This is a genomic window from Rubripirellula obstinata (assembly GCF_001642955.1).
Taxonomy (GTDB): domain Bacteria; phylum Planctomycetota; class Planctomycetia; order Pirellulales; family Pirellulaceae; genus Rubripirellula; species Rubripirellula obstinata.
The window spans coordinates 37,127-60,686 of record NZ_LWSK01000017.1 but is presented as its reverse complement, the minus strand read 5'-3'; the positions used below and the strand labels follow the sequence as shown (position 1 = coordinate 60,686).

Here is a 23,560-nt window from a genome sequence, read left to right as displayed (position 1 = left end):
TCTTTCCGAAGTACAGCCCGCATCATAGCCCTTTGCCCGGCTGCTTGCGAAGGATTAGACTAAGCAACTATGGCAGAACAAGAACCTCGTCCAACACTCGTCCGCGAGCCGACGCCTATCTTTGATCGGATGTTTAGTGCAATGGAAAAAGTACGTGAACGACTCGAGCGATCCTGCAATGCTCTGGAAGCTGCTTCGATTCCTTATGCGGTGATTGGCGGCAACGCCGTGGCGGCCTGGGTCGCGACGATTGACGATGGGGCGGTGCGAAATACTCGCGATGTTGATTTGTTGCTGGATTTGAAAGACTTGGATAGGGCTACCGAAGCTCTATTGGCTGTCGGTTTTCATCGCGATCAAGTGATGGACGTGACTGTCTTTCTGGACGGCCCCGATGGCAAACCGTCGCAAGGAATTCATGTCTTGGCGGCAGGTCGCAAGGTCAAAGAAAACTATGTCTCGGCCACTCCCACGGTCGATCAAGCTTCCGTGATCGAGGGCAAGCGGATTGTTGAGTTGGTCGAATTGGTGCGAATGAAGCTGAACAGTTATCGTGACAAAGATCGCACCCATCTTCGCGACATGATTCAAGTTGGTTTGATCGACGCCACTTGGCCTACACAATTTGAAACTGAGCTAGGCGAAAGACTGCAAATGCTGATCGATGACCCCGATGGTTGAACGCGAACCAACCGTCTGGCCGCATGTGTTGCCGATGATGTCGTTCCTGTTGCTGATTGAAATCGGCGGCCGGATCAGCGATGACGATTCGTTTGGAATGTTGGCGGTGCGAGTCGTCGTGCCGCTGGCGTTGCTGGTTTTCTTTTGGTGGCGTGGTGATTATCCCGAACTGCGGTTTCGAGTGACCGGGATGACGGTTGCCGATGCAGCACTCGGAACCATTTTGGCGGCGGCGTGGATTGGGCCGTTTCTTTTGTTTCCAGCATTGCGACCCACGATCGGTGATTCAGCGTTCGATCCGGCGATGGCGGGGCAATCGTTGATTCCGCTGGTGCTGAGTTTACGAATGCTGGGTTACGCCGTGGTAACGCCGTGGATGGAAGAGTTATTCATGCGCAGCTTTGTGATGCGTTTTGCCGACACCTACGCTGACGGCGGCGATTTCCAGGATGTGCCGATCGCAAGATTTACGTGGCATAGCTTTGCCGTCGTGATGGTCGTTTTTCTGGCGACGCACTTGATGTGGGAATGGCCCGTGATGTTCGTTTGGTCGCTGATCACGATGTTGTGGTTTTACTATCGCAAAGACATTTTCGCACTGATCGTCGTCCACGCATTCACCAACGGAGCGATCTTGATTGCGGCAATCTTTTTCAGCGATTCGTTTCCAGCGGGCGATGGAACGATGTTGCCGCTTTGGTTTCTGGTTTAGCTTCGTCAGACCAGTTTTTCTTCGCTGTCTGAATCAGCATCGAGTTCGGCATCAAGTTCTGGATTAACCGCTTCGGTCCAACCGAGCCATTCGATGTCTTCCATCGATGCCCAGCGACTGCCATCGCCCCAAATCGGCATTCCGTTGACGGGGCTGGCAGCCTTTTCCAAATCAGGATACTGATGAACCGTTGAAACATCGGGTTCCAACCAGATCGCTTCGCATTCGTCACAGATGACGAGTCCGTGGGGCTGGGCCAGTGAACTGTTTTGTGCATCCGCCGCAGTCGCGCTCGCAGTTGCAGTCGCAGAATCAGCCGAGTCGTCGTTGTTGCTGTCGGCTGGCAGTGATCCGATGATGCGAATGCCGCACAGTCCGCCGCCGCAAATGGGGCAAAAGTCAATGGAGTGCAAAGGGTACAAGATAGCGATTAGGTGTTAGAGATTAGGGGTAAGGAATCAGCTACAAGTTTTCTTCACATCGGGTAGGCCGTGATGACTCGGTTGCCATCGAGAACGATGCGTACCCGGCGAGCCATTGGATTCCGCCGGCGTTTACCATCTCTGCCGCCGACATAGCCGACGCGTCCACCCATATCGACGGTGTAAATCGTCCGTCCATCGTCGACTTTCTTGGTGGTTTTTTGATTCTTTTTCGCTCGCTGATAAGCTCGGTCGATCGTCTTTAAAGCTCCTGCCATTTCGCCATCGAACACTCCGTGGCTGCCGGGACGCGATGGCATGTCCTTGGTGTGCCGTTCCAGGTGATTCAACCGGTGACCTTCGGCACTGCCGGGCGTGTAGAGCAATCCCTCAGGCGATTGGTACCGATTGCTGCTGACTTCTTTTAACAGCCCATGCAGCAAGTCATCGGTCTGCCCTTCGATTTCTTTGCCGTCGGAAGGCTTTGATTTTGCAGGCGATTTTGTCTTCGAGGAATCACTTGGCTGATAAGTACCTGACGTTTTACCAGTCGAGCTGCGATCACCAGAACTGGGTTCACCGGTTCTACTGGAATCTTTTTCAGCCAGTCGAACGTTGCCTTGGGCGTCTGCAGAGATCGCGGGTAGATCCCAGCCGAACCTTGTGTTCAGTTGCGGAGCGACCAGCGAATAGATACCGGCCAAAACGATGACCGCGATTCCACCCGCCTTGGATTTGCTGCCCAACGGATTCTTACTGTACGGTTTTTTGTTCATATCGCGATGCAAGGGTGCGTAATGGCGCGCGGTTCGATAACATTATCTCTGGTCACCTTGGCCCTGCAAAAAAAGTGATTCAATCACCGGCGTTTGCAAGATTGCCAATTCGAGGCCGTAGTTTACTCGATTCCGACTGCCAGTGGCAGGAACGGTCAACCCCGTGGAAGACATGCCATTAAAACCGTCATTGCTGAAACAAATGGAGTTCCAGCGGTTCAGGCATGGAATTTCAGCAGATTTTGATGAAACTAACCGGCGGAGAGCGTTCAAATGAAGCTCAACTTTAGCCGCAAACAATGTCTATCAAAACACTTACAAAACAAGCTTGTTCGATTAACGTCATGCAAAACATAATTCTCGGTCACCGATATCTAGTCGCTACTTCCGTCTTGATCACTTTATTGATCAGCGTCTCCCCCGCGTCGGTCCAGCAAGCGACGGCTCAGGATCCCGGATGGTCGCCGACCATTATCGCGACGGGCCAATATCGAGAACAACTCAAATCGATGCCGATCGAGCAACGGCCGTATCGACCGCTACACTTCTACGGAAACTCGGTTCGCCGAAACTACTATCGCGGCACGACTGGCGGCCAAGCATTGGCTCCCCAATCCACAACCATTCGGTCAAATCCTGTGTACTCCGCCCAGCGTCCGGCTTGGTCCGGGAATTCCTACCGCGCACCAACTTCGCCGGTTTATTCCTACCCCAGTGCGCCGGCTTATGGCGCGCCGGCTTACAGTGCGCCGACGCGTTCGCGATACGCACCGGCTCAATCCTATTACCCGCCTGCACGAAACTGGGTTGGACCTTCCTGGTAACTCGGTTTCTCGTCTTTCCATTCAAACACTCAACTGCTCCGCCGTCGATCCTCTATCCAACAATGCCTCAAACCGATCAACCTTCCGCGGCCACGATGCCACAAATGATCGGCGACAGAGCGTTGCGACATGGGCATCGTTCTGCGATCAGTTTTTGGGATGAATCCGGTGAGGAAATTTCTTGGACGTACCGCGAACTTTGGCTGCGTTCTTGCGCGGTCGCTCATCAACTTCATTCGATCAGCAACGACAATCACGGTGATGCCAATGAACAACCGCGAGCGCTGTTGTTGTATTCCCCCGGCATCGAATTCATCGCTGCGTTTTTTGGTTGCCAGATCGCTGGTTGGATTCCAGTTCCGACATGCTACCCAAAACGCGGTCGTGAAATTCCTCGACTCGATTCAGCAGCGCGTGACTGTGATCCCGCGGCGATCTTAGCCGACACCGCAACGATTGAATCGATTGACCCATCGAAGCTTTGCGAAGCCGCCCAATCGGTAACAAGGATTTCGACCCAACAACCAAACGTTGACGATTCCGTTTGGATTGACCATCAAACACTGAAAGCTGATCCCGACCAGTTAGCGTTTTTGCAGTACACCAGTGGCAGCACCAGTGAACCCAAAGGCGTGAAAATTCGGCATCGAAATTTGATGTCGAACCTGGCTTCGATTCATCGCGGCTTTCATATCAAAATGCAACCCGATGATGCGACCAGCGTTGATCGAGCAGTGTTTTGGCTGCCGTTTTTCCATGACATGGGATTGATCGGCGGGATCTTAGAACCGCTGTATCTGGGCATGGAAACAACCTTGATGAGTCCCGGTGCATTCTTGCAGCGGCCAGTCCGGTGGTTGGAATTGATCAGCCGCAAACAGGCCGCGATCAGTGGTGCCCCAAATTTTGCATATCAACTCTGCATCGATCGAATTTCGCCTCAACAAACCGATCAATTGGACCTCAGTTGTTGGAACACAGCTTTCTGCGGTGCTGAACCGATTCAACCGCGAACCTTGCAAGACTTCGCAGCCCGCTTTTCGGCGAACGGGTTTTCGGATCGTGCCTTCTATCCGTGCTACGGATTGGCCGAAGCAACGTTGCTTGCCGCCGGTGGCGACGGTCCGCAGTCACCAACGTATATCAAGGTGGATCGAGAATCGCTGGGTGCGTCAAAGCCTCTGATCGTTGACGAGAATCAGCGAGGGTCTCAATTTCAGAAGTTAGTCTCGTGCGGAACCGCGGCGCATGATACCGAGCTAATCATTGTTGATTTAAAATCAGCCGAGCTCGATTCCTTTGCCGAAGTCGAACCTGGATCGATTGGCGAAATCTGGCTTCGCGGTGCGGGCGTGACCGATGGTTATTGGCAGCGTGAGGATACCAACCGATCGCAATTCAATGCTCGATTGACCGACGGACGTGACGGTTTTTGCCGCACCGGCGACTTGGGTTTTATCCATGATGGCCATCTGTATGTCACTGGCCGCGTCAAAGACGTGATCATTTTGCGAGGCCGAAATCTGTTTCCGCAAGACATCGAAACGACCGTTCGCTTGTCAATCGGAAAAGACAGCGGACGATCGGCGGCATTTCCCGTCGATGCACCAAGGGGCGAGGCGCTTGCGATTGTTGCTGAGCTACCGCGAGGTGCCAAGGAAACCGAATTTGATACGATTGTTCGCTCGATCAGGCGAGCGGTGATTGACGTTCACGATGTTGATCCGCTGTACGTTCTGTTGACACGGCAAGCAGTGGTGCCCGTTACCAGCAGCGGCAAGATCCGCCGGTTACGTTGCCGAGAAATGTTTGATGCTGATGAAATTAAAACCAAACATCGCTACGAGCGTTGTTCCGCGTCCACGCAAGTGCCGTTGGAATTACCCGAAGTACCATCGCCGGCGACCGACGATCATCGACCTTCGTTGCAAGCGGCAACCGAAAACTGGATGACCAATTGGTTGGTCGCCCGAGCGGGTATCGATCCATCGGAAATCAACCTCGACAAACCGTTTTCTGACTACGGACTCGATTCGATGACCGCCGTTGAAATGAGTGGCGAGATCGAAGACTGGTCCGGTGCAGAATTGACTCCGATCGTCGCATGGAACTATCCCACAGTGTCTCGACTAAGCGAGTACATCGTCGATGAAATCATCGGCACAACTCCGTCGAACTTGTAAGGCCGAACCTGCAGGCCCTGAATTTGGTTATCGAGTCAGATTCAATAAACGCTTTGGGTCGGATCTAAGGTGTCGGACACCTTTTCCGGTTCTTTGACGGCGTTCAGGCCGTCAGTCGGTTGACCTGACCTGTTGGGGCGGAATTGGAGAGCCCCACGGATGGCTTTCGCAGACCCACGGATTTTGTGACCGACAATCGTCCGCGCAAAATCCGTGGGTCTGCGAAAGCCATCCGTGGGTCATTTACTTACAGCATCATCAGCCTGACTTGGCTTGCAGTCGTTCGATGTCTCCCTTGACGCTGGGGCACGAGCACGGAAAAAATGGCACGGGGGAGTTTTTGAAATTGAAACTCGCAGCAGCTTTTAAAACCGATGAATTGCCCCGTTCCCCTTTTCCTAGGTCTAAATGGTGCGTCGCTCACGCCCACTGATCTGTTGATGAATATCATCCACGTCGATTTGATCTTGAGCCTCAATGCACAGTTCGTCTTGAAAAGTCGCTACACACACCGCCTGAACGTGGATAGTTCGGCCAGTACCATCCACACCCAAGAAAGGCCCCACATGAGTCATCGTGGCGATCCACGATGCCGAAACCGTTGCTCCATCACCGACCATGCTGACGATCGCCATATCAATGGGATTGAATCCGTTCAGAAACGCATTCGCTCGCTCTTGAACAATCTCGATACCAGTTCTGGTTACACCTTCGCTGATAAATCGAATATCGTTATGGATGAATTTTGGAATCACCTCTGGCCGCCGCTGTACGAAAACTTGCTGGTAGTAATCGATCATTCGACGTTGACTGTCAGTGAAACCTTGTTTCTTGATGGGGTCTTTGGCGTTGCCGGGAACTTCTTCGTTTCCCGCAAACTTCGCGAGATCGATCCCCAACTCCTTCAAGGCACACTGGTAGCACTGCAGAACATCAATCAGCGTTTGGGGCCGAACACTTTGACCAGCTTCGATCTTTCGAATGACTCGCTCACTGTAGCCAGCCTGTTTTGCGGCGTTTGCCTGAGACCAGCCGAGAGCCGCACGGAGCTTAGAAGCCGTGTGGGGATTGGGATTAATGCTCAGCGACAACACGGATTCTCCAACTCAATATCCAATCAGAAAAGCACGATCATGATCGAACCTGATCCTGCTCGCTTTGGCGAGTTGCGTGAGCATAACTGCACCCCCTCCAACGGTACACTTTTATTTATGGAAGTCCAATGATTCTTCATTGCTTCGAGCAAAAGCAAGGTCGATATGCGCCATTGGTGGCGTGGTTGGTTAACTGATTGGATTCAAGGTCGCAATCACGCGATACAACATTTACGGCGTCCCGCGACTGCACACCCAATCAAGAGCATCGCCGCAAAACTGCTCGGCTCTGGAACCGGCGATGCCGTAACAAACCCAATGTGCGTGAAGTCTCCATACAAGTCGACATCGTAAATCGCTGAAATGGATTGCCCGTCGGCACCGGACGTGATGATCGTTCCGCTGTCCAGATATCCTTGTAGAACGGACTGTTGATCGCCAGCGACGCGCATCGCCCAATCAAGCTCGCCGATCAAACCGGTCACCGAGTCAAACTGCAAATCAAAGATTCCGCCACCGGGAAAGGTTTGGATCGAACCCAGCGTGAGCCCGACGGATTCGCCATCGGCCTGAACTACCTCGATTTCGCTACCACCGAAAAGCAGCAAGTTGTCGATGTCTGATGCAGCTTGAAAAGACGCGACAGATCCCCCAAAGACGGAGGCAAGCTCAAAGTCCGCAGAGTCCAAAAATGCGGCATTGCCAGCTTCAACGATGGCAAGGTTGCCAAGCCCAGAGAACACTTGGCTCGTTGTGAAGGTTGAATCACTGACGTCGAGGCTATCCAAGACCGTATCCGTCTCCTGCAACGTGTAGTTTGCGATGCTAGAAACAGATAGTGAACTGACGGTGAAGTGATCGTCGGCGGTTCGCCCCAGGATTGCGGCAGGTCCCGCCAAAGCAAGCGATTCGGCCACCAAATCGCCCGCCAAATTCAGGGTAGCGTTGCTAATAGTCACGCCGCCGGTCAAGTCTAGCGAGCTGGCCGCATTGATGACCCCGCCATCGGTGACGGAAATGCGGTTAGAGATTTGATCCGATAGATTCAAGTTCACGGTACTGCCTTCGACAGTCAAGTCTTCAACATCAAAATTCCCACCAAGCCGTTGCACCTCAACCGCGGTTCCCGATGCTTGGCTTCGCGAGAATTCCAGTCTGTCAGTCTGGATCGTTCCCGACTGATGTTCAAACTGACCTCCGTTGACAAACACGATCGATGGTCCTGATGCATTCCCGGTGGTAACCGTGTCAGCATCAATCTCTAAACGGCTATCAACCGTGTTAATTTGTTCGAAGGTAGAAGATGCGTTTAGGGTAGCAGATGAATTGTTTCGCAGAGATAAAACTCTGGCCGCTGTGGTTGCATTGACTTGCACGTCACTTCCATCTGATCCGCTAATGGAAAGATCTGAATTTGCTATGGGACCGGCAATCGAAACTGATCCACCCGCTTGCGCTCGCAAGACGTCAGCATCCAGGTTCCCATTGATTGTCACGTTCGCTGCCGCGCCGTCAGCGACGACCCGATTGGCCTGCAACGATCCACCATCAAGGTTCAGATTTCCGTTGTGAACCTCCACATCTCGATTGACCGTCAGGTTGCCTGCAGCGGAGATATTCAAGTTTCCAGTCGCATTCGGCCCGGCACCGCCAATCTTGATCGATTCGATCTGCACCGCGGCGCTATTGAGCGTCACCGTGGCGGGCTCAACGGCTCCGGACGTCGCCGAAGCATCCCCGATGACCACGTTGTTATCGGTGTTGAACTGTCCAGGTCGTCCCAAGTTCACGCCGTTGATGATCCAGTTGTTATCGAACCAATTTCCGTTGGGGACTGAACGACCAAACGACGACTGGGCTTCCGCAGGCGATTGTACCCAGAAACACACACTAAAACACAGAAGTATCGCGACTCGTCGCGTGACGATCACCAAGGAAACATTCATTCTTAAATACCTGTAGCAAAGAAGATACGCAGGCAGACCGATGCCCACAAACGAGGTGGGCTAGTATTGTTCGGGCTAATTCGCGCAGACAGGAACGTTTGCGGCACGTTGATGAAAAGTTTCAAGAGCAGCGTCGCTCGCCAGAAATCTTGATCCGTTTGGGCCACGACAATGCACGAATGACCACTGGCTGCCCGATTTTGTTTGACCAGTGAATCTTGCAGTTCTCGCCGCCGTTCACGTTCGGTTCATTAGCCAATGAATCCGACTTGCAAAGATCCACTACCCTAGAACGAAGCTGTCCCAGAACACTAGTATTCCGCGTCACCTCAATTTTCGGGTAGCGGAACTCGCCAAGAGTTTCGGCTACGAGGGGGACGCCGAAAGTCTACGCGACTTCCGCTACCTCCTAACCGAAGATTGAGCTGACATGGACTACTAGTACCACTTCGGCGATTCGCCTTGAAGCTGCCGAATGACGTCGTACACGTCCCAGTTGTCCTCCGCGTCGACCATCTTGTCGTCGACGATTCTTACTCGCGAATTCCCGCGGCACGTTACCCATTTTCCGGTCGCTTCCACTCCGCTGAACTCGCCCACATGCTTCATTCTTAATTTCCAGAAGGTGTGGACGTAACCGTCGCTATAAAAACTGTGCGGAAACTCAAACGTCAGCGGGTTAAAGCCGGTTAAAACCGCTGAAGCGATTTCGCGAATGAAATCGATGCCGACATGAACGTCACCTTCCCCGTGTTGGTAGGTCATCTCGGGAGCAATGAATTCTGCGACTCGGTGAATTTCCCGGTCGTTGTAAATGGTAGCGTACCACTGCTGCATTCGCAGGATTTGTCGCTGTTGATCCAACTCGCTTGAATGCGAATCTTTCTCGCCAGACGCCTCATCCTGCAGCAGAAATTCACTGACAGTCCAATCGTCGTTGCCGATCTCCTGCTGGTAGCACTGCAACACATTCACCAAAGTCTCCGGTCGGACTTTTCCACCGCATTCCAGTTTGCGAATCAGCCGAGTCGAATATCCCGCGCGAACGGAGGCATACTCTTGAGTCCAGCCAAGCGATTGGCGGAGCAAACGAATTTTCTGATGATCGACTAAAAGCGAATGATTAAAAGACTTTGGCATATTGCCGAACCAATACTTGCCAACTGCCTGGCGATCTACCTGATACGTCACATTTAAAAGATCAATGGGCCGGTCACGGGTGACCATCGCCGAAAAGATCCTTTCCTTGACGGTTAGTTTAGCGTCGGTTGAAACCCGCTGAAGCAGCCTCCTCCGATTTTTGCCTGCTTTTCGACTAGCTTTCAAATCATGTTGGGTGGTGGCAAATTGGCGACGGTCCCGGCCAGTGGTGGATTTGCGACGAGCCGGTCAAAAAAGGTGTTTGATAAGACCGAAGGCAGTAACAAGCTCCAAACGTACGGTCGCCGCTGGAGAGCCACTTGCGTGATCCGATCCGGCTTCGGGCATCCATCTGAAGCTAGAATTGAACCCTAGCAGGCATTCTTCCAGCCGACAGGAACGGAAGCGGCACTTTGGGAATCGCTCGTGAAGTCAGGCTCGGTTTTCCGGTCTCAGGTAGTGGCCACAAACGACGACAAGAGCCCAGGTCGCTGGATGGGCAAGCCGGACACTCTGCAGTTTGTACAAAAAGCTCCGGCCCCATTCTCTTCAATGGGTCGGATCTAAGGTGTCGGCACCTTTTTCCGGCCCTTTGATGGCGTTCAGGCCGTCAGTCGGTTGACCTGACCTGTTGGGGCGGAATTGGAGAGCCCCACGGATGGCTTTCGCAGACCCACGGATTTTGTGACCGACAATCGTCCGCGCAAAATCCGTGGGTCTGCGAAAGCCATCCGTGGGTCATTTACTTACAGCATCATCAGCCTGACTTGGCTTGCAGTCGTTCGATGTCGCCCTTGACGCTGGCGAGTTGCTGTTTCAACTCGGCTAAGCTCTCTCGCTCTTTGGCGACGACTTCTTCGGGTGCCCGAGCGACAAAGTTTTCGTTGTTCAGCTTGGATTCCTTGCCAGTGATTTGTTTGATCACTTGATCCTTCAGCTTTTCAAGCCTGGCCAATTCAGCTTCGACGTCGATGAACTTTTCCAGGTCCACATGAACGTCAATGTCGATCGATGAAAGCGACAATGGTGCGTCGGTTTCAAATGCGACTGCATCCGGGCCCAGCGTGATCACTTCGCAGTTTGCCAAGCTTTCTAGCGAAGTCTTCATGGGTGAAAGCAGTTCTTGCGAAGACTCGCTGGTGCGAATCGCCACGGGCACGATTTCACGCGGCGCGATATTTTGGCTCGCTCGGATCGAACGAATCGCACCGACAACTTCTTGAAACTCTGCAAACTGTCGCTCGATCGCCGGGTCATGATGACTGGCATCGGCTTGGGGCCAAGCGGCCGTCATCAACATCGACGAAGACTCCGCTGGTACCGGCACGCCTCGTACCGGTGCAGCCTTACCCACGTAACTCCAAATCGATTCGGTGACAAAAGGCATCATCGGATGCAAAAGCCGCAACAGCGTGTCCAAACCGTGCGCCATGACGACTTGAGTCGTCGCGCGTGTTGCTTCGTCCGCCGAACGCGGTTTGGCGATCTCGACGTAAAAGCTGCAGAATTCATCCCAGGCAAAGTCATAGAGAATTCGCGAAGCTTCCGCGAACTTATAGGTTTCGATGCCCTTGGTGACCTGATCGGTCACCGTCGCCAATCGGCTGAGCAACCAACGATCTTCCAGCGGCAGCGATGCGACCTCTAGCGGTTTGGCTTCGTAACCTTCCATGTTCATCAACGTGAACCGAGACGCATTCCAAAGCTTGTTGACAAAGTTACGCGCCGTCTCAAAACGTTCACTCACGACGGGTGCTCGCGAATGAGCTTTGTCAGATTCGCTTTCGGCCCACTGCGTCGAAAAAGTCTTTTTGCAGAACTTGCAATCGACAGTTTTCGCCGAACGATTCTTTTTCGTTTGATCGATCAGCTTCCCGCAGTGCGGGCATTCGTATTGAACCGGCATCCGAACGTCTTGCGTGTCGGTCGCGATCCGGGCCAATCCGTAACGCAGCGCATCGGGACCGAATTTGTCGATCACGTCATTCGGATCGACTCCGTTGCCCTTGGACTTGGACATCGTTTCGCCAAGCCCATCCAAAATCTTGGGGTGGATGAACACTTGGTCGAACGGAATCTTGCCGACATTGTTCAGCCCCATCAACACCATGCGAGCGACCCACAACGTGATGATATCGCGAGACGTGATCAGCGTTGCGGTCGGATAAAAGTAGTCCAGTTCAGGCGTTTTCTCGGGCCAGCCCAGCGTGCTGTGCGGCCAAAGCGCCGACGAGAACCACGTGTCCAGAACATCGGGATCTTGAACGAGTCCGAGTGACTCGATTTCGGCTTGAGCGGCTGCGTCTTCGCCTCGCAGGCAAACAAAAACACCCATCGTTCCATCGTCCAGCGTTTCGGTCTGCTCTTTCAGTTCGCCAGTTGTCGCGGCAGGCAACTTTTGCAGCTTGGCAACCAGATCCTTCGCCGCTTTCGCATCGATCCCCGTCACCGACCAGATCGGAATGCGATGCCCCCACCACAATTGGCGGCTGACGGGCCAGTCGCGTTTTTCACCCAACCAATCCAGGTAACCTTTACGATAACGCTCGGGAAAAATTTTCACGCGTTCATCGCTGACGGCGTCCATCGCGGACTGGGCCAGCGTGTCCATTTTGACGAACCACTGATCGGCCAAAAAAGGTTCGATCGGCGTTTTGCTGCGATCACTGTGCGGCAATTCGATTTCGCGATCCTCGACTTCGCCCAACAAATCCAGTTCATCCAAATCGGCCACGACGGCCTTGCGAGCTTGCTTCATATTCAAGCCAGCGTACTTGCCGCCTTCTTCGTTGAGCGTACCGTCGGTATTAAGAATGTTGATCATCGGTAAGTCTTGTCGCAAACCGACTTCGTAATCATTGGGGTCGTGCGCCGGCGTTATCTTGACGCAGCCCGAACCGAGTTCCGGCTTCGCCCATTCGTCCGCGATCAACGGGATTTCGCGGTCGGTCAGCGGCAGCTTCAACATGCGGCCATCGGCGGCCATGTCGCGCAGCGTGATCAATCCCGGCAGCATCTTGGTGCGTCGCTCGGCGAGTTGTTCCAGTTGTTTTTCAACGTCGGCTTTTTCTTTGTCGCTGGCGTCCGCAAGTTTCGCTCGCAGTTCGGATTCAACTTTATCGAATGCTTTTTCAGGATTCGGATGAACGGCAACCGCCGTGTCGCCCAACATGGTTTCTGGCCGAGTGGTCGCGATTTCAACCGAGGTCGGTTCACCGGGCTTGGCGTCGATCACGGGATAACTGAAGTGCCAGAAGTGACCTTTCTGAGTCACATTTTCGACTTCGTCGTTGCTAACGGCAGTCTGCAGGAACGTGTCCCAATTCACCAACCGCTTGCCGCGATAGATCATTCGCTGACCGAACAGATCAAAGAAGGTCGCTCGAACCGCGGCGGCGCAAGTATCGTCCAGCGTGAATCGAAGCCGCTGCCAATCACAACTGCAACCCATCCGCTTCAACTGGCCGATGATGCGTGTTTCGTATTGAGCTTTCCACTCCCAAATCCGCTTAACCAATTCATCCCGGCCAAGATCATGACGCGATAGGTTTTCGTCTTCTTTCAAACGCCGTTCCACGACTGCCTGCGTCGCGATCCCTGCGTGATCTGTCCCCGGCATCCAAAGCGTTTCAAAACCTTGCATCCGTTTAGTACGAATCACAATGTCTTGCAGCGTGTTGTTCAAGCCATGACCGAGGTGCAACGCGCCGGTAACGTTGGGCGGCGGAATAACGACGCAAAACGGAGGCTTATCAGGATTGACTTCCGCGTGGCTGCAACCGGCCGCATCCCAGGCCGCAGCAATCTGCGACGCTGCTTCGGCGTGATCAAAGCGGTTGGGGATTTCGTTGGCGTCGATCGGTTGAGGATCAGAAGACGGTTGAGAATTTGAAGCGTTGGTGGTTGGCATTGCAGGCGATTTCGGTAATTCGAAGGCGAGATTCTTTGCTAAATTGATCGTCAATCCGCACAGATCTTAGCGACAAGCGGGTTATTGTTCGACACGACCTATCAGAGCTACCCAATCGCGACCTTGTTCGGTGTCAAATCCCATGAATCCCCGTTTTCGCCAGCCTTTGCGAGTGGTTTCGCTGGCAATCATGCTGTTTTCGTGCCAATCAGCCTTGCAGTTTTTCTCACATTCCGCTTCTGCTCAGGGTCAAGACGATCACATGCCAAAACCGACGTTTTCGGGTCCAGAATCCCTGATCGAAATTTCGATTTCCTCCAACGCCGGGCAACTTCTGTGGGCCGATGTCGCCACCGAAGTCGGCCAGCAGCTAAAGCTTGACCCTGATTCCTTGCGTGGAATGTTACCCCATGGCAGCCTGGACCTGAATTCGCCCTCCGTAATTTTGACTCTGTTTGCGATCAACATGGCTTCGAGTGATGCGGTCTCGTTTTCGATCGGGAAAGACGATTCGGGCGGTCAGGCATTGAAGCTGAAATGTCAAAGGAGTTTCTTTACCGGAAAAGTGGCTTCCCCAGCAAATTCAATTGCAAATTCAATTGCGAATTCAATTGCCAAGTCATCGACGGCAGTTGACTTGGATTCTGATTGGGTTGATCGAACCGCCGACAAGCCGCTGGTTGTTTTCTTTCACGGAATGAACAGCAGTCCAAAGGCATTTGATGTAATGCGTTTGGCAGTCCGTGAACACGGATCGGCGACCGCTTCGGTCGGTTATGACTATCGACAATCGATCGCTGAATCTGCACGCCAAGCGATGGCGTCGCTGAATTCAGCATTTGGAACCGATGCTAGACGACCGGACCTGTCCCTGATCGGGCATTCGATGGGAGGCTTGGTGGCACGGCAGATGACTGAATCTTCCGCAAAGAATTTAGCTTCGCTTGATCCAAAATGCATCAAGCAATTGATCACGATTGGAACGCCGCATCAGGGGTCGAATTGGGCCAGCTTGCCACCGCTAGCTGACATGTTCACGCCCGATGGCATGGATGCGGATGACTTGATGGATGTCGTTTTGCATCGACCTTCATCGCTCGGGATTCAAGATTTAATTCCGGGCTCCCCGTTTCTGCAAACGCTTAACTCGCGAGACCGCCGTGACGATGTTCGCTATACCGCGATCATAGGAACGGCCAGCCCAGTTGGCGAATCGCAAGTCAGCGCGCTTCGTCAAACGTTGAAATCGATGGATCAGCGAGGCACCATGCTGCGTTTAATCCGCCCTCGGATCAAGCCTTTGTTGGAAAGCTTTGACGAGCTGACCGCCGGCAAAGGCGACGGAATCGTGTCGGTCGAAAGTGCGAGAATACCGGACGTGGAAGACCAAGTTGAAGTTTCGGTATCGCACTTTGAAATGATCAATCGAGATGGCGATGATCCTGGGTCTTCTGTATTAAGCATCATCTTGCAACGCCTAAAGTAGGCCGGTAACAAGACGCGACAGCGGCGCAGTTCCGGCAATACGGTTGCGTCCCTTTCCATCGCAACCTCATCCGCCCAGCGGCATCTCTTCTTTGTGCAGTTTGTACTCGACTGCATCGACCAGCGCTTGCCAACTGGCTTCGATGATGTTTTCGCTGACACCGATCGTGCCCCATGTTTCGCTGGCGTCGCTGCTTTCGATGTTGACGCGAATCGATGCGGCCGTGCCTGCGCTGGAATCGACCACTCGGACTTTGTAATCGATCAGCCGCATTTCACTAAGGCAGGGATAGCTGTCGATCAGTGCCTTGCGAAGTGCGGCATCCAGCGCATTGACGGGGCCGTGACCTTCAGCGGCATCGAACCACAACTTTTCGCCGACTTCCAATTTGATGATTGCTTCGGCGAACACGTTTCCGCTGCCGCTTTCCCGGTCACCCGCCACGATCCTATACTTGATCGGATTAAAATGCGGCATGAACGTTTCGGTGATCCTGCGAACCAATAGGTCAAACGAAGCACCTGCGTTTTCGTACTGATAGCCTTGGTTTTCTAGCCGTACGACTTCGGCCAAAATCTTATCCATCAGGCCGCGATCATCTTCGATATTGTGCTGCTTGGCGATCGCCACGATGTTGCTGCGGCCCGACAATTCGCTGACCAGGATACGTCGCTCATTGCCCACCATCGCCGGATCGATGTGTTCGTAGGTGCTGGCGGCTTTGTTGATCGCGTGAACATGCATGCCGCCTTTGTGAGCAAAAGCACTTTGCCCGACAAACGGTTGCCCGCCACGCCATTGCAAGTTCGCCGTTTCGTAGACGTAACGACTAAGCTCGGTCAGGTGCGTCAGCGGACGGCCACCCAGAACGCTGTAGTCTTTCTTTTTCAGCGCCAAGTTTGCCATCACCGAAATCAGGTCGGCGTTACCGCAACGTTCACCGATCCCGTTGATCGTTCCCTGGACTTGGCAGGCACCCGCGTCGACCGAGGCTAGGGAATTTGCAACTGCTAATTCGCCGTCGTTGTGAGTATGGATTCCAAATTGGATATTGTAGTCAGCAAGTTTTTCGATTGCTGTTGCCGTGATCGCTGCGACTTCCTCGGGCAGGGTTCCGCCGTTGGTGTCGCACATCACCAAACATGTTGCGCCCGCCGACGCAGCCGATTTCAGCGTCTCGATCGCGTAGTCCGGGTTGGCTTTGAAACCGTCAAAGAAGTGTTCGGCATCGTAGATGACTTCCGAGTGACCGGCCAAGAATTCGGCGCTCTCACCGATCATGGCAAGGTTTTCATCCAGCGTCACATTCAAAACATCGGTGGCATGGTAGTCCCAAGTCTTGCCGACCAAAGTGATGCAGGGTGTTTGCGCTGCAACCAGTGCTTTCATGCCCGGATCATCGGCGGCTTTCATGCTTCGCCGCCGGGTCATTCCGAACGCACAGATCTTTGTGTCGCCCAGATCGTCCTTGCGAATCTGTTCAAAGAAGGCAACATCTTTCTCGTTCGAAAGCGGGTATCCGCCTTCGACGTAATCGATTCCGATTTCGGCCAAACGTCGCGCGATGTTCAGCTTGTCTTGAAGTGAAAAACTCACGCCCTCGCCCTGCGAACCATCGCGAAGGGTCGTGTCGTAGATTCGGATATTTTTCGCGGACATAAATTTGTTTGGCAGGTTGATTGGTGTCAAAAGACGATGAATGGTGTCGTTAGACGGATTGCAGCGATGTTATACGAAAAAACCCCCGATCGGCTCAGCAGCCTCGGGGGTCAATGATTGGGTTTTCACCGTCGCGGAAGAGAAAGCAGGGCTTTCGATCCACCGGTCCCAAGATCAAGATCCCCGCGTCATGGCCGGGCAATGGCAATAACGCGGTCGATAATCGATGGTTGGACGGGCGGGTGCATAGGCGAAAAGGATAGGTTGATTCAACGGCTTGTCAACCAAGGTCATTCCAGTGCAAGTCGAACCTCGCTAAATACTTGCGAAGCCGGTCGGCGTCGTTGGGGCGGGCTTTGTTTTCCCGCGATACCCTGAACAAGAATCGCCCGGCAGCGGAAAGGGACTTGCTGTCGCGGCACACCCGAATCACCTCAGCCAATTGCACGCGGTCGAACGGGTCGATCTGTTCGGCTCGTTGCTTGCCCAGCAACTCCGTCAAGGAATCTTCAAGCCCAGTCGAATTGGTGGACTGCCCCCAGGTTTGTTGCAGTCGTGCAATTTCCTCTCGGACCAGTTCGGTAGTAATTCGACCGCCTTCGGCAAGCGTCGACATCCGCGTCACCGCGGCACTGAGGTCGCGAAAATTCGCCTTCCAAGGTGTGGCTGGATCGGTGGCGAAATCTAGGAACGCCTTGCGGGCTTCTTTGCCGATCGTAATTTTGTGGCCGCTCGACTTGGTGAACTGGGCAAGCTCGAAATCTAAATTGGGATCAATGTCGGCCCGCCGATCCGCCAACCCGGGAAGCTGGAACGTCCACAGGTTGATTCTCGCTAACAGGTCTTCGCGAAACGCGCCCTCGGCAACACTGGAATTGAGATCGCGATTGGTTCCGGCCATCAGTTGAAAGTCACTCTGCATCGGCTTGTCCGAGCCAACCGACAAAAACGTTTTCTCTTCGATCGCGCGCAGGAGCATGGCTTGTTCATCGAGCCCGAGTTCGCCGACTTCGTCCAGAAACAGCATGCCACCATCGGCTGTTTTCAATAGGCCCTCGCGAGCATTTGCCGCACCCGTGAATGCACCTTTGATATGGCCGAACAATGCCGACATGGCTTGCTCGCCGCGAATCGTTGCGCAGTTGACTTCGACCAACGGGCCCGCGATTTGTCGTCGGTTGTGTTTGAGTTCATAGATTCGTTTTGCAAGCTGAGTCTTCCCGGCCCCGGTTGGTCCAGTCATCAATATAGGAGCCGTTGTCGCTAGGGTTACCTTTTCAATCCGATCGATCAATCGATTGAACGCAGCATCCTTCGTGGCAATGCCTCGTTTCAAGATCGATGTGGCTTCGTCGTGCTCTTCGCCGAATCGTTTTGCCAGGGCGTCGTAGCGAGACAGGTCCAGGTCGATCAGTTGGTAGCTGCCCTGCACACTCTCGGCTTCCAGTTTTCGTGATCGCCCGCGGCCCTTCGGCGGTGAAGTCTGGATCAACGTCGCGGGAAGATGCCGCGACTCGGTCAGCAGGAACAGGCAAATCTGCGCGACGTGCGAACCCGTGGTGATGTGGACGTGATAGTCGTTCTGGTCTGTATCGAATTCGTAGTCGCGACTGAATTGGTGGATCGCTGAATAGACTTCTTCAAGATCCCATGGGTCGTTAAACGAGAGCTCATGACGATGGACCGTTGTCTCGGGTGAAACGGTCTCGATGTCGGCGATGACTTGCGCCGCCAACTTGCCGTACCTGCGATCGACTAGCAGGTCAAAACGGTCAACAACGAGGTCGTCTTGTTGGCAGATCGCGACTGATGGACGCCATCCCGACCAGCGGTCCGGCGACTTGCGAGCGGGTTGGTCGAGCTGGCTGCCGAGCAATCCGATGACAACGTTTGGTTTCTTCATGGCGACAAGAGTTAGGTGGATACAGTCAGACCCGTGAAGGTCCCAAAGTAGGCCGTAGCGAGTGAAACGAGTTACGGCAGCGCACAAGCGAGCATGCCGTAACACGCTTCACTCGCTACGGCCTACAACAAGGCATATCCTGCGGGATAAAGATGTATAACAATAAATATACTTGGCGGCGTCAGAAGTGACTCGCAAATTCAGTAGTTTTCTTCTAAGGCGTTTTCAGCAAAGGGTTTAGCGGCTTTCGCCCTAGTCTTGGCACGCATCGTGCCTTACTGCTTTGCATCAACAAGCCGGTTTGCCGCAACGATGGCAGCGAACTGAAAAGCTTGTTCAACACCTTTGAAAGAGGATTGCGATGTCTACTCAAATCAAGCCCGATCCCAAAACCAAGAACCGTTCTTCCGGCGAGCGACATGCTTACACGGGGCCCGGAATGATTGCGACCGGCGAGGCCACTGCTTTGCTGCCCACCGAAACCACGCCTCCGATCAAGGTGTTTGGAACGGAATCGATTCGGGAAACGTTTGATGATCTGTGTCTGCAGCAAGCCGTCAATTCGCGGCTTGCTCCTGGCGTCACCGATTTGGTTTTGAACCCTGATGCTCACTGCGGATACGGAGCACCGGTCGGATGCGTGATGGTTTCGCCCACACACATTTACCCAGGCCCCGTTGGCGTGGACATCAAGTGCTCAATGAGCTTGTTGCAACTGGACTTGCCCGCTGAAGCGATCGAGGACCGCAAGGTTCGCCGCCAATTGATTTCGGCCATCTGTCAACGCACTCCAACCGGTGCAGGCAAGGGGCAACGCAGTGCTGTCAAGTCACGACACGTTAATCGAACGTTGGGAAAACAGTTGGTTGTCGAAGGAGCTAGCGACGATGTCTGCAAAGCACTGGGCATCCCAACAAATTGGGCTCACCGATGTGAGGACTCGTTTCATGTTGGACACGATGAAACTGCGGATGCTTTGGAATCGCGATTGGAAACGTTGCTGCATCGCCGCGACATGACCAACTTCACTGACAAGATGCAACAACTCGGTTCGTACGGTGGTGGAAACCATTTTGGCGAATGTGAAGTGGTCGAAGTCGGTGACAACGATCGTGCTCGCGAGGTGGCCGAAACGTTTGGGCTGCATGACGGCAAGGTTGCGTTTTTGTCGCATTGCGGATCGCGTGGCTTTGGTCACATCCTGGCATCGGGACAGTTCAAGTCGTTGCAAACCAAGTTCGATCAGTGGGGAATTCCGTTGCCCGCCGGGGATCGGCAATTGGTCTATGCACCGCTTGGATCCGGCGAAGCAAACGACTACATCGATGACATGTCACTGGGAGCGAATTTCGCAACCGTGAACCATTTGCTCATCAATGCTCTCGTGTTGGAAGCGTTCCAGGAAGTCTTCCCGGGCGTGAAAGGAAACCTCGTGTACTTCATCAGCCACAACATTGCTCGAAAAGAAATCGTCGACGATCGTCCTGCGTGGGTCCACCGAAAGGGTGCGACGCGGGCGATCCCAGGCGGTCATCATTCGTTGCGAGAAACGCCGTTCGCAAAATCGGGTCACCCGATTTTGTTGCCGGGGAATCCTTGTGATGGATCGGCGGTGATGGTGGCCGACGAAGGTGCAGCGGCTTCGTGCTACAGCGTCAATCACGGTGCTGGGCGGGTACTTGGGCGTCGGCACGCGAAGCGTGTGCTTGATCAAACTACGGTCGACAGCGAATTTGAATCGAATGATGTGCTAAGCAATTGCCGAAAGTACCCCATCGACGAAGCGCCGGCGGCGTACAAGGATTTCAATGAAGTCCTTCGCAGCGTCAAATCGGCTGGTTTGGCGAGCGAGGTGGCTCGGTTGAAAGCACGTTTCGTAATCAAGGACGCCAGCAAGGCGGACGATTGAGCAAGTGACTAAACGGATGAATAAACGGATGATTGAAATCGATGGGAGCGAAGGCGAGGGCGGCGGACAAATCGTTCGCTCGTCCCTCGCTTTGGCGGCGGTGACCGAAACGTCCGTGCGGATTACCAACATCCGAGCTGGCCGCAAAAAACCAGGACTGCTGCGGCAGCACTTGACCGGTGTGCGTGCGATTTCAGAAATCTGTGACGGACACGTCGTTGGGGGCGACCTCGGTTCGCAAGAGCTGACCTTTGCGCCCTCGGCGATCCGTGGCGGTGATTTTTCGTTCCAGGTCGGGACGGCTGGCAGCGCGATCTTGGTCGCACAAACTGTTTTGCCTGCGCTGATGATGGCCCGCGAATCATCCACCGTTCGGATTCAAGGTGGCACGCATGCCGCTTGGGCACCTCCGTTCGACTTCTTCGATCGTTGTTATCTGTCGCAACTGGTCAAGATGAATGCGAGCGTGACCGCTTTGCTTGATGCGTATGGATTCTATCCGGCTGGCGGTGGCGAGATCGAATTGAAAGTGACTCCAACACCTCAACTGACTGGCTTGCAATTGCTAAATCGAGAAGGAGAACTTCAGCCCAAGGTGATCGCGGTTGTTGCTAAGGTTCCAACATCAATTGGCCAACGAGAGTGCGATGTCATTCGTCGTAAGGCGGATTGGCCGACGGATGCCTGTCACATCATCGAAGCGCAGCGATCGGGCGGTCCGGGCAACGTCGTCATGATCGAATGCGGTTTCGACAACGTCACGGAGCTGATGGTGGGCTTCGGCAAAGTCGGCGTAAAGGCTGAACAAGTTGCTCGATCAACACTGCGGCAAGCACGCACCTACTTGGCCGCCAACGTTCCCGTCGGCGAGTATTTGGCAGACCAACTTTTGCTGCCGATGGGAATTGCCGCATCGCAAGGCGAACCGAGTGAATTCCGAACGGTTCCGTTATCTCAGCACAGCCAAACTCACATCAACGTGCTTAAACGCTTTCTTGACATCAGCATCGTGACCAAGGATCGAGACGACGGATCGGTCCATGTCCGTATCTCGGCGACAAAATGAACGTAAGCCAAAGCATCTGCGCCTTGATGGAGGCGAGATAGCCATACGGCGTGAGTCTAGATGACGGCGACAAGCGAGTTAGCGATGGTTTGTCGTTTTGTTGCAAATCGGAACTTGACATAAAATTGGCGGATTTCGTAGTTCCTGGAGCTACCTGAGTCCTTGCCGCCAAGATGAACAATTGTATGCATGTTATTGGTTACTGGTTTACCAAGAGAAAGCCTGTTGAATCTCGCTTCCTTGCCTTGTCCCTTTTTCTCGTATCTGTTTGCTTTCAGCCGCTCAACGCGGAGGAATTCCTGCCTGTGTCCGACCCCATCAGGTTTGATGTGGGACCTGGTTTGTCTGATGAATCTGAGTTTCCCAGTGAAACTAAAAGCAAGCCCAGTGAAACTAAAAGCAAAATTGAGCCTGCGTCATTTAATTCAACAGCTTCATTTGAGAATGGATGCGACGATTTAAGCACTGATTCAGGTCGATGCGACGCCTGCCGTGATTCCGGTGTTGATGGTTGCACTTCTTGCGGCACAAGTGCTTGCTACCTTTGCGAAAGCGAATTTCAGCCATTGCACAATGTCACTTGCAATCAGTGCGAGAAAAGATGGGGCTTCAATCGGAGACCTTGGCAGATGGGTGGATGGTTGCAGCAAGGCGTCACCCTCAACCCAGCCGATCCGAACAACCGACTCAATGCCCCGGTGCTGTTCAACGATCGGTCCAACGACTACCAACTCAATCAATTCTACGTTTACTTTGGCAAACAAGTCCAAGCGGATCGACGGAAATGGGATTGGGGGGCACGTGTCGACCTGAATTATGGCACCGACAGTCGTTTTGTAACCGTTCCGGGGTTAGAGGAACGCGGTGATCGCACGCCACGATGGAACCAAGCGGACGACGACTACGGGCTTGCCTTGCCGCAGGCCTACATCGACATCGCGGCGCCCATTGGACCTTACGGAAGCACGTTTCGTTTCGGCCATTTTTACGCACTCGGTGGCTACGAGACTTTCGCAGCACCCGACAACTTTTTCTATTCTCACGCTTACACCTATGCTTACGGACAACCGTTCACGCTGAGCGGCGGGATGTGGTTTGCAAAGTTATCGCCCACGCTTTCGATTGCAGCAGCCGGGACCACCGGTTGGGATTCGTTCTACAGCAACCTTGACGAGTGGGGCACGCGACTGGGGATTTTGAAATCGTTTCGCGAAGGCAAGACGACGCTGGCGCTTACCGGCCACGCTGGAAGAGACTTCACCGGGATTACAACACCCGATGGCGCGATGGAAGACACGCGGGTCTGGGCCAGCTTGGTGCTAAAGCACTACCTGCGTTCTTCGTTGTATTACGTCTTGCAAGGCGACTATGGATTCCAGGATGGCGCGGTCGTGACATTAGACAGTGTGAACAACACAGTCGGTTTCGGCGATGCGTCCTGGTGGGGTGTCAATCAGTACTTGGTTTATCAGTGGAATGAAAAGATCTCGTCTGGCTTGCGAGTCGAATGGTTTCGAGATGACGGGAACAGTCGCGTCGGGGTGCCGATCGAATATGCTGGCAGCGGTCCCGCATTCAACGGTAGCGATTACTTCGCTCTGACCGCGGGCGTAAACTGGAAGCCTCACTCAAACGTGCTTTTCCGAAACGAAATTCGCTGGGATACTTCTGACGTGGAAAGTAATCCTGCTGTTCCCGGCGGTGTCTCAGGCGTCAAGCCCTTTGACGATCGTAGCGACGACAGCCAACTAACGCTTGCATCGGATTTGATCGTGCTATTTTAGCGTTGTCGCCACGGTTCTGACTCAAGCAAACAATCTTCGGTGCAAAGGATTGCACCACTCCAATT

Annotated in this window: 16 protein-coding genes; 8 read left to right on the top strand and 8 right to left on the bottom strand. The window is 53.7% G+C overall.

The features are described 5' to 3' along the window. The first annotated feature begins 69 nt into the window (after positions 1-69). Positions 70-681 (top strand): hypothetical protein, encoded by a 612-nt coding sequence (locus RC85_RS07455; protein ID WP_200836799.1) that lies wholly within the window; start codon positions 70-72, stop codon positions 679-681. Beyond that, on the top strand, positions 674-1,393 hold the full coding sequence (locus RC85_RS07450) for a CPBP family glutamic-type intramembrane protease (RefSeq protein ID WP_160148208.1): 720 nt from the start codon (positions 674-676) through the stop codon (positions 1,391-1,393). The genes RC85_RS07455 and RC85_RS07450 overlap by 8 nt, the downstream gene beginning before the upstream one ends. 5 nt (positions 1,394-1,398) lie before the next feature. On the opposite strand, the gene RC85_RS07445 is transcribed toward RC85_RS07450, so the two are convergent. Beyond that, a complete protein-coding gene (locus tag RC85_RS07445; RefSeq protein WP_068260593.1) occupies positions 1,399-1,806 on the bottom strand; it encodes a hypothetical protein in 408 nt (135 codons plus the stop codon). A 62-nt stretch (positions 1,807-1,868) separates the two neighbouring features. Continuing rightward, positions 1,869-2,591 carry a hypothetical protein gene (locus tag RC85_RS07440; RefSeq protein WP_068260592.1) on the bottom strand — a complete coding sequence of 241 codons (723 nt, stop codon included), beginning with the start codon at positions 2,589-2,591 and terminating at the stop codon, positions 1,869-1,871. A 344-nt stretch (positions 2,592-2,935) separates the two neighbouring features. On the opposite strand from RC85_RS07440, the gene RC85_RS27430 reads away from it, so the two are divergent. Further along, entirely contained in the window at positions 2,936-3,415 is a 480-nt protein-coding gene (locus tag RC85_RS27430) for a hypothetical protein (protein ID WP_160148207.1), read from the top strand. 62 nt (positions 3,416-3,477) lie between these two features. Continuing rightward, positions 3,478-5,598 (top strand): AMP-binding protein, encoded by a 2,121-nt coding sequence (locus tag RC85_RS07425; protein ID WP_068260586.1) that lies wholly within the window; start codon positions 3,478-3,480, stop codon positions 5,596-5,598. 404 nt (positions 5,599-6,002) lie between these two features. Here the strand turns inward: RC85_RS07425 and RC85_RS29005 are convergent, their stop codons facing one another. The 4 genes from RC85_RS29005 to RC85_RS07400 all read right to left on the bottom strand — a co-directional run bounded on the left by RC85_RS29005 (position 6,003) and on the right by RC85_RS07400 (position 13,688). Next, on the bottom strand, positions 6,003-6,692 hold the full coding sequence (locus RC85_RS29005; RefSeq protein ID WP_068260583.1) for an ester cyclase: 690 nt from the start codon (positions 6,690-6,692) through the stop codon (positions 6,003-6,005). Between the two features lie 215 nt (positions 6,693-6,907). Then, positions 6,908-8,638: an autotransporter outer membrane beta-barrel domain-containing protein gene (locus RC85_RS07415; RefSeq protein ID WP_149752973.1), complete on the bottom strand. Its 1,731-nt coding sequence runs from the start codon at positions 8,636-8,638 to the stop codon at positions 6,908-6,910. A 438-nt stretch (positions 8,639-9,076) separates the two neighbouring features. Next, a complete protein-coding gene (locus RC85_RS07410) occupies positions 9,077-9,829 on the bottom strand; it encodes an ester cyclase (protein WP_162273184.1) in 753 nt (250 codons plus the stop codon). Positions 9,830-10,535: 706 nt separating this feature from the next. Continuing rightward, complete coding sequence (locus tag RC85_RS07400) at positions 10,536-13,688, bottom strand: valine--tRNA ligase (RefSeq protein WP_068260628.1); 3,153 nt, start codon at positions 13,686-13,688, stop codon at positions 10,536-10,538. Positions 13,689-13,950: 262 nt separating this feature from the next. Here RC85_RS07400 and RC85_RS07395 point away from each other — a divergent pair, with 262 nt between their 5' ends. Beyond that, positions 13,951-15,174, top strand: a complete 1,224-nt coding sequence (locus RC85_RS07395; protein WP_162273183.1) for a lipase family alpha/beta hydrolase — start codon at positions 13,951-13,953, stop codon at positions 15,172-15,174. A gap of 66 nt (positions 15,175-15,240) precedes the next feature. Here RC85_RS07395 and cimA read toward each other — a convergent pair whose 3' ends face one another. Both cimA and rtcR read right to left on the bottom strand, forming a co-directional pair. Beyond that, positions 15,241-16,833: a citramalate synthase gene (gene cimA, locus RC85_RS07390; protein ID WP_068260568.1), complete on the bottom strand. Its 1,593-nt coding sequence runs from the start codon at positions 16,831-16,833 to the stop codon at positions 15,241-15,243. Between the two features lie 280 nt (positions 16,834-17,113). After that, on the bottom strand, positions 17,114-18,736 hold the full coding sequence (gene rtcR, locus RC85_RS07385; RefSeq protein ID WP_068260566.1) for an RNA repair transcriptional activator RtcR: 1,623 nt from the start codon (positions 18,734-18,736) through the stop codon (positions 17,114-17,116). Between the two features lie 439 nt (positions 18,737-19,175). Here rtcR and RC85_RS07380 point away from each other — a divergent pair, with 439 nt between their 5' ends. The 3 genes from RC85_RS07380 (at position 19,176) to RC85_RS07370 (ending at position 23,495) form a co-directional block, all read left to right on the top strand. Beyond that, entirely contained in the window at positions 19,176-20,645 is a 1,470-nt protein-coding gene (locus RC85_RS07380; RefSeq protein ID WP_420821403.1) for an RtcB family protein, read from the top strand. Between the two features lie 28 nt (positions 20,646-20,673). Next, the gene (gene rtcA / locus RC85_RS07375) at positions 20,674-21,711 is read left to right on the top strand and encodes an RNA 3'-terminal phosphate cyclase (protein WP_068260559.1); all 1,038 of its coding nucleotides are present in this window, start codon (positions 20,674-20,676) and stop codon (positions 21,709-21,711) included. Positions 21,712-22,340: 629 nt separating this feature from the next. Then, a complete protein-coding gene (locus RC85_RS07370) occupies positions 22,341-23,495 on the top strand; it encodes an outer membrane beta-barrel protein (protein ID WP_160148203.1) in 1,155 nt (384 codons plus the stop codon). Positions 23,496-23,560 lie beyond the last annotated feature (65 nt).